At 43.4% G+C, this 8,435-nt stretch carries 5 protein-coding genes; 2 read left to right on the plus strand and 3 right to left on the minus strand.

The genetic code is table 11. The features are described 5' to 3' along the window. Nucleotides 1–52: 52 nt before the first annotated feature. Together P8O70_14930 and P8O70_14935 are read left to right on the plus strand one after the other, a co-directional pair. On the plus strand, nt 53–2,626 hold the full coding sequence (locus tag P8O70_14930) for an ABC transporter permease (protein ID MDG2198143.1): 2,574 nt from the start codon (nt 53–55) through the stop codon (nt 2,624–2,626). 65 nt (nt 2,627–2,691) lie between these two features. Continuing rightward, nucleotides 2,692–5,415 carry a S41 family peptidase gene (locus tag P8O70_14935; GenBank protein ID MDG2198144.1) on the plus strand — a complete coding sequence of 908 codons (2,724 nt, stop codon included), beginning with the start codon at nt 2,692–2,694 and terminating at the stop codon, nt 5,413–5,415. Nucleotides 5,416–5,452: 37 nt separating this feature from the next. Here P8O70_14935 and P8O70_14940 read toward each other — a convergent pair whose 3' ends face one another. The 3 genes from P8O70_14940 to P8O70_14950 all read right to left on the minus strand — a co-directional run. Beyond that, entirely contained in the window at nt 5,453–6,757 is a 1,305-nt protein-coding gene (locus P8O70_14940; protein MDG2198145.1) for a cyclopropane-fatty-acyl-phospholipid synthase, read from the minus strand. A gap of 46 nt (nt 6,758–6,803) precedes the next feature. Beyond that, nucleotides 6,804–7,553 (minus strand): DUF1365 domain-containing protein, encoded by a 750-nt coding sequence (locus P8O70_14945; GenBank protein MDG2198146.1) that lies wholly within the window; start codon nt 7,551–7,553, stop codon nt 6,804–6,806. Between the two features lies 1 nt (nt 7,554). Further along, nucleotides 7,555–8,435 (minus strand): FAD-dependent oxidoreductase (locus P8O70_14950; GenBank protein ID MDG2198147.1); only part of this gene is annotated, 881 nt, incomplete at its 5' end.

Genomic DNA, 8,435 nt, shown 5'->3' on the forward strand with positions numbered 1-8,435 from the left:
CATGCCGTAAAGATTGCAAAAATACAAGCAGGCTACTTTTATCAAAATTTTCATGAAGAACACCAATAATCTGTTGATGCCACCAATTCTTTATCAATCAAGTTTTCGATATCTAAAGCGTCATCCCTGGCAATTTGGATTGGCTGTGATTGGAGTTGCCTTGGGAGTTACCATTGTTCTTTCAATCGATTTGACAAATGCCAGTGCACAAAGATCGATGGAATTGGCAGTCCAATCGGTGAGTGGTCGTTCGACTCATCAAATCATCTCTGACCGGGAATATCTCCCTGAACAGACCTATCGAGAGTTGAAACAAAAACTTGCTTTCAGGAAGGTAGCACCGGTTTTAGAAGGTTATGTAGTTTTGCCAGAGAAACCGGATCAGGTTTTCCAGTTGTTAGGAATTGATCCTTTCGCAGAAGCCCCTTTTCGACCATATCTGCAGGATTTAGGCGGAGGAAACAACGGGAATCTAACAGCATTTTTAACAGAGCCGAATACAGTTGTCTTATCATACGATCTGGCTGATCAATTAGGTATTCAAATTGGAGATTTTTTCGCAGTTGAAATCGGAGGCTTGCCGAAGAAACTTCAGTTGATTGCCTTTCTCAAAATTGATGACAGCTTTGCTCGTCAAGCCCTCTCAAAACTGATGATTGTCGATATCAGCACAGCTCAGGAGTTGCTTCAGCAAAAAGGAAATTTGTCGAGGATAGATCTGATTTTAGTTGGTGATGATGAAGAAAATAAACAACAAATTGAGAAGCTTAATGAGGCTCTTCCCATTGGTGCTCGTGTCGAATCATCACAGACAAGACTTGAGTCTGCTGACAAAATGACTCGTGCCTTCCACTTGAATCTTTCCGCCTTGAGCTTGCTTTCGCTCATTGTAGGGATGTTCTTGATCTACAATACGATGACTTTCTCTGTGGTCCAACGCTACAGCCTTTTGGGTCAACTTCGAGCAGTGGGAGTCACGAGAGGTGAAATATTTCACATTATTCTGATGGAAGCAATTGTGATTGGGATTGTGGGAACTTTCCTTGGTTTGATCGGCGGGAGTCAGTTGGCAAACTTCCTTATCATCTATGTTACTCAAACCATCAACGATTTGTACTATGTTCTTTCTGTTCAAGAACTTCAGTGGTCAAATTTATCTCTTCTCAAAGGTATTGGTCTTGGATTGGGAGCTACTCTTCTTGCTGTGATTCCACCCGCCAAAGAAGCTTCAAATATTCCACCAAGAATGGTTTTGAATCGATCTTCGCGTGAAGAATCGTTTCGCAGAACCCTGCGTTGGAGTTTTTACGCTGGCTTAGGTCTATGCTTCGCAGGAGTCTTTCTATTGTGGCTTCCCTCGAGAGATTTAATCCTGAGTTACGCAGGTTTGTTTTCTTTAATTGTAGGCTTGGCATTTCTCACCCCTCATATGACAAACCTCGCTATGACACTGATAAGGCCCATCATGACCAAGCTTTTTGGAGTCCTGGGAAGTATGGCCACACGAGGGGTTCAAGCAGAACTCAGTAGGACAAGTGTTGCGATTGCAGCCCTTATGGTAGCTATTTCTGCAGCAATCGGTCTTGGAATCATGGTGGGGAGTTTCCGACACACAGTCTTTTACTGGCTGGAACAACAGCTTTGGGCAGACATTTACGTTGTTCCACCCGGAAATTCACGACACCTTGACAAGGCTTTGTTACCTGAAAGCATCGACATCCTTGATAAAGCAGAGGGAGTTGCTCATCTCACAAGAAATAGAAGAATTCAGGTAAAAACTGCTGTCGGTGAGATTGATCTACTGACTCTGGACTTACCCAATGAGGGGTATGCTTCTTACAGCTTCAAAGAGGCTAGTAAAGATCCATGGAATAGTTTTGATGCAAAACAATCGATTGTGATATCCGAACCTCTTTCAAATAGATTAGGCCTGTCCATTGGAGGCAAGCTCATGTTACCCACTCCGAATGGAGATAAAATTTTCGAAATCAAAGGTGTCTTCTACGATTACAGTTCTGAGAGAGGCCACGCCATAATTCATCGCAATCACTTGGAGAAATTTTGGGAGGATCCAAGAGTAAATTCAGTTGCGCTTTATCTTGAGGATGGATGGACTCCTGAACGCTTTCAGGATGTTTTTGACCGACTAAACCTTCCACAGCCTTTGATCATCCGTTCAAATGTCTCCCTGAGAGAAGTGAGCTTAGAAATTTTTGATCGAACTTTTGCAATTACTGGTGTTCTTCAACTACTGGTAACGGGTGTTGCCTTTTTGGGCGTTCTTAGTTCTTTGATGGCATTGCAGCTAGAACGTCAGAGAGAGTTGGGGATATTGCGGGCCACAGGGATGACCCCTGGGCAAATTTGGCGATTAGTGACGAGTCAGTGTGGATTGATGGGGATAGTTGCGGGAGCCCTCGCGATTCCAGTTGGGATAATGATGGCCATAGTTTTGATTTTTGTAATAAATCAGCGTTCATTCGGTTGGACCTTTCCTACTCTGGTAGAACCTAGTGTTTTGTTTTACAACATGCTGCTGGCTGTCTTCGCTGCTCTACTTGCAGGCCTCTACCCTGCGCTGAAAATGTCCAAAGTGCCACCCGCAGTGGTTCTACGTGAAGAATAAGCTTTGTGATTCTGACAGCGGGTCATTGCAAAATTTATAAAACTAATCGAACAGATTGAGCATAAATGAAAGTGGATAGTATCCAAAAAAAATTACTCTGGGCGCTCCTGAGCACAATCACTTCAATTCTCTTATCCGGATGTCTGCCTGGACTTTCTGGACCGGAATTGCCAGAGGAACCAGAGCCATCTCCAACTCCATTGTTGGCAGAAGTTTTGATGAGAATTCAACTGGATTACCTAGAGTTGGGGCGGCTGGATTTTTCAGAGCTTCAAGAGGCTGCTCTCTTGGCATTAGAAAGAGAGATTGCAGAGGTGCGAGTCGTTACTCCCCAGAGCAAATCTGGGAACCAAAGGGTTCTTTTTCGTGAAAGCACTTTGGTTAAGCTGGATTCACCTGCGTCTCTTAGAGAAATGTATGAGGGGCTCCAATCCCTAATTCTGAAACTTCATGAAAAGCTGCCCGAGTACCAGACATCAGAGCTGGAATTACTTGCTCTTAGCGCCATCATGTCGGGCCTAGACCCTCATTCAGTTGTGCTTCCACCATCAAGCTATGCTGAGTTTAACGAGAATACCCGAGGTCGATTTGCTGGCGTCGGAATCATTATTGGAATTCGGGAAAAGCAGTTGACAATTATTTCTCTGATGGAGGGTGGGCCTGCTGAACTGGCAGGGCTAAGGATTGGGGATAAGGTCAAGGAAATTGATCGGGAATCAACTAAAAAAATGAGCTTGAGTGCAATCATGCAGGGGTTGCGTGGGGAGATAGGCTCTAGAATGGATTTGACCGTTGAGCGGTCAGGGGAAGTAATCACTTATGAACTTCAACGCGAGGATATTCAAATCAGTAGTAGTGATTCAATAGACCTACGATTCGATGATGGAATTCCGGTTCGTTATGTTCGGCTGAAACTATTTCAGGAAGACACATCTATCAATCTTGAAAAACAATTGGAAAATCTCGACTCGGTTGCAGGTTTGATCCTAGATTTACGTGGAAATCCAGGAGGATTGCTTCAGGAAGCCGTTAGTGTAAGTGACTTGTTTCTACCCCCGGAGAAAAGAATTGTTTCGACACAGACTAACACACACCTAACAAGCTACGATTCTCACCAACTCCTGAGCTCACCTAAAATTCAGAACATACCCATCGTAGTTTTGGTGAATGGTCAAAGTGCCTCAGCTTCAGAGATAGTTAGTGCAGCCCTGAAGGTAAATAATCGTGCGATCGTTGTTGGTGAAAAGACATTTGGTAAGGGTTCGGTGCAGTCCATCTGGGGTATGCCTGGTAATTTTGGTCTCAAAATGACCATTGCCCGCTACTTGACCCCAGATAATCTCTCAATTCAGGATGTTGGCGTACAACCAGATTTGCAACTGGACCCACTTTACTTAACGAAAAATGGCATCCATCTAAGTTCACTTCAACAGGAGAGTAAGGCTGAAAATTATATCTTGCACTACATGCGAGATTCAGAAGATGAGGAAACTGATATAGATAAGCCACTCAATGCCTCAGAGATTGAAAATGATGATTCTGTTCGTATTGCAGTAAGATTGTTGCGAGAGCATCTGCCATACCAGGAAACGATGAAAGCAACTCTTGCCAGGTCTCATCCCCAGTTACAGGCTCAGGCTGAGAAAGAAATTGTCAGGAAAATCGCAAAGCAAGCTGAGTTGGATTGGACTCTATCCTCCCCAAGCCCAACGGAGTTGCCAGATCTACAAATCTCTTTTGAGCAAGAGAATGACATGGGTGTCTGGCAAGGAATCACTCCTCCATTTGCCTCAGACCGCAATTTGCGAATTAAAGTTCAGCTTGAGAACCAGGGCAGTATGCCCATGGAGAGAGTGTTGGTGGTATCTGAAAGCTCTGAAGATTGGCTAGATGATATTGAATTCCCTCTTGGTAAACTCGAAGGGGGTGAAAAAGGCCTATGGGTTCGTGAAATAGATTTTGATCAACAAAAAAATCCAAGTTGGCTGCCTCTGGATTTTCTAGTTCTTGTAGGTGAAGACCAAGAACTTTTGCGTAAAGAGTTTCTATGGTCGGTAATCCCTGATGAATTACCAACCTTCAGCATGGGATTTCAGATCATCGATAATGGAACTGCGGGAAGTGTCGGTAATGGGGACGGAATAGCTCAATCTGCAGAAACCCTCGTTTTGAAGGTAAATCTTGAAATGCAGGATCCTAAAGAACTGGAGGAAGTAGTTTTGAGAATCAGCAGTTCTGAGGATGGTTTGATCTGGTTACAAGACAGGGTGGAATGGAAAAGTCTGAAAGATGGTCAGTCCTATGAAGAAAGCTTACTGGTACGCATTCCCCAGGGAATAGACGAACTTGGCCGTTGGCAAGTCGCGCTATTTGTGCCCAGAGGAGACCAAGCTTTTTGGAATTATCATTGGATGGGCAAAATAGGGCCTGAAGCCATAGTTGAACCTCCAGTCATTCAAACTAGTTTCATCAGGGATGATCTACCCATCTTGACCAGAGATGAAGACCTAATTTGGAATGTTGATCTCAGAGACGATGATGGACTGGAGGACCTATTGTGCTTTGTGAATGGAAGAAAATTGAATTACGTCAACTTGAATAATAAGCGTTCAGAGGCCCTTGTATGGAATTCTCCACTTCTTAAAGGAAAAAATCTTATTGAGTTGGTAGCAAGAGATTCGCAAGGAGTTTCAATTCGTCACCAGTGGCATGTTTGGCGGGAGGACAGAGAGCAGAATTCTGCTGGGGCTGTGTCAGATAATTTGGATTTGGCCCTGCAAAAACAGTAAGCAGCTCTTCTTGGTGGAAGAGCTACTGAATAACTATTCAAATATTGCAAGTTAAGTCTCGGGGTTTACAGAGTGGTTTGGTGGCTATCAAATGGATTGTACCAATCGCTCGCTCTTTGAAGCCTCCTTCACAATAGCACAGGTAGTATTCCCACATCCTCACAAACTCGTCAGAAAATCCTTGTGCATAAATTTGGTCTAAGTTTGCAAAGAAACCTTCTCTCCATCTTTTCAGGGTAGTCACATAATGCTGTGTGATGTCTTCCAGATGGTAAATGCAAAGGTCTGTGCTTTCACGTAGATGCTCAGCCATCACGCTAATGGAGGGTAAACAACCTCCAGGGAAGATATACCGCTGAATGAAATCAACTGTTTTACTAGCTTGGTGGTATCTCCGATCATCAATTGTGATCGCCTGAAGCAACAACAAACCGTCTTTTTTGAGCAGGGAGCTGCATTTTTTGAAGTAACCCTGAAGGAATTGATGGCCTACCGCCTCGATCATCTCAATTGATACAAGCTTGTCGTACTGACCATTCAAGTTGCGATAATCTTTCTTCAAAACTTCGACTCTGCCTTGTAACCCAGACTCCTCTACTCTCTTTTTTGCTAGTTGAAACTGTTCTTGTGAGATAGTCGTGGTTGTCACTTGACAGCCATAATTTTGGGCAGCATGGATGGCAAATCCTCCCCATCCAGTGCCAATTTCAAGAAGGTGATCCTGAGGTTGAAGTCCTAATTTTTTGCAGATCCGATCCATCTTGTTTTTGGATGCTTTTTCTAAAGATTTTTCGGCATCTTCAAAAATTGCTGATGAATACATGAGGGTTTGGTCTAAAAAGAGTCTAAAGAACTCATTTCCCAAATCATAATGTGCGGAGATGTTCTTCTTGCTGCCCTGTTTTGTGTTTTTGTTCAGGAATTTGTGCAAGATCTCGTGAATTGCCACTCCAAACCGAGCAATTCCTTGCTCCATGTTGTCTAAAATTTCACGATTCACCACAAAAATTCGTACAAGGTAAGTTAAGTTGGAGCAGACCCACTCGCCCCGCATGTAAGCTTCTGCAACACCAATGCTTCCGCTATGAATAATGCTGGCGTAGGTCTGCAGATCATGAATATGGACCGTGACCTCCAGTGGACACAGATCCGTCTTTTGGCCAAGGATGTACGTACCCATTTCATCGTGAACTGTGATCTTGCCATGAGTCAAACTATCAGTTCGCCGAATGAACAGGTTACGATTCCATTTGTTCCAACTTTTCAGCAGATCACTTTCTGGATGTTTCTCAGAAAGGATAGTTTCTGTTCTAGGAAAAGACAGATCTTCGGTGGAGCTCATTAGTAACCTAGGGTGTGCCTGAATTAACGAGACGGTGGTAGAGTTGTCATCTCAATTTTTTTGGTGGTGGCTGATAAGGTATTTTCTTAAGCCACAGCCTGAAAGCTTGCCAGTATATTCCTCCAAGGACTTGGGCAGTCATGAAAGGGTGACGCCAAATCATTTCTCTCATCGTTGCTGGATTAAATTCCCTACGCTTGAGAATGAGCGTAGCATCGAAATGCTTTTCTCCTTTTTTATGATTTTCCATATGAACAATCAAACTCTTTGAGGGTCTTGTAATTCGGCAGTCATATTTGTAGTCCATCTCGAGAAAGGGGGATACATGGAAATTTTTTTGAAACTCGAAGGATTGAGCATTTTTGGGCTGATCTCTACCATCCAAAAAATAACTGTGCCTTTGATTCCAAGGTGTATTAGTCACCTCAGCCAATATCGCTGATGGATGCTGATGGTGTTCATCAAAACAATAATAGAAACTGACAGGGTTAAAACCTAATCCCCATGATCGCAAGTGTGTCAGGATTCTTACAGATCCAATGGGTCGAAAGCCTAGTTCTAACTCTACAGCGTCCCTAATACTGTCAGACAAGGGCTGGGCTGGATCACCAAAGTAATCTTCTCGTTTGAACCAAACTGGCCCCCAATTTTCTTTTGACCACATTCTGGAGAAAGAAAATACCTGATCTAGTTCCCCAAGATCAAGGTAACTGAGATAAATTGGATAGCTAAAGCTATGTAAAGTTGGGCTGAAACGCCTGTGGCGTAAGCGCCCAGTGTAAAGGCAACTTTCCATTTCAGGCAGCTTTAGGAATCTCAAGGAGTTGCAGCATGTTCATCGCACTCACGACTCCATCTTCGTGAAAACCATTTCTCCAGTAAGCCCCACAAAAATGTGTTCTGTTTAGACCACTAATTTCACTATGACGCTGCTGTGCTCTTACGCTAGCTTCATTGTAGACAGGGTGTTCATAATCAATTTTGCTAAGAATTGTTCCAGGATTAATTCTTTCTGTCCTGTTTAGGGTAACCAATAGGTGGGGAGGAGTCGGTATATGTTGGAGGATATTCATGTTGTAGGTTACCGCTACCGTGTCCTGATGGGTATTATCTAAATGATAGTTCCAACTGGCCCAAGCTTTTTTGCGATTGGGTAAAAGCGAAATGTCCTGATGCAACACAGCTTCATTTTTTTGATATGGAATTGATCCAAGAATTTCTTTTTCCTTTATGGTTGCGTCCTGCATCAGACGAAGAGCCTGATTACTGTGACATGCAAGGACTACTTCATCAAATTGCTCCTTGCCCACCGCAGAAAAAATTTCAACAAAATTTGGTTTTCTACGAATCTCCATCACTGGGGTGCTGAGCCGAACGTTGTCAATAAATGAAGAACTCATCTTCTTGACATATTCTTGAGAGCCGCCAGGGATCGTGTACCATTGAGGTCGATTTACTACGTTCAAAAGCCCATGGTTATCAAAGAAGCGAGCAAAATATTTGATGGGAAAATCCATCATTTGCTTGATACTCGTAGACCAAATAGCTGCACCCATTGGGATGATGTAATGATCACAGAATAAATCTCCATATCTCCTTAACCTTAGAAAGTCTCCAAGGGTGAGATAATCTTGATCGCTCTCCAGCAGTTCCTTTGCTTCCTTGTTGAAGCGGATAA

It is taken from the genome of SAR324 cluster bacterium, from assembly GCA_029245725.1.
In the GTDB taxonomy this organism is placed as follows: domain Bacteria; phylum SAR324; class SAR324; order SAR324; family NAC60-12; genus JCVI-SCAAA005.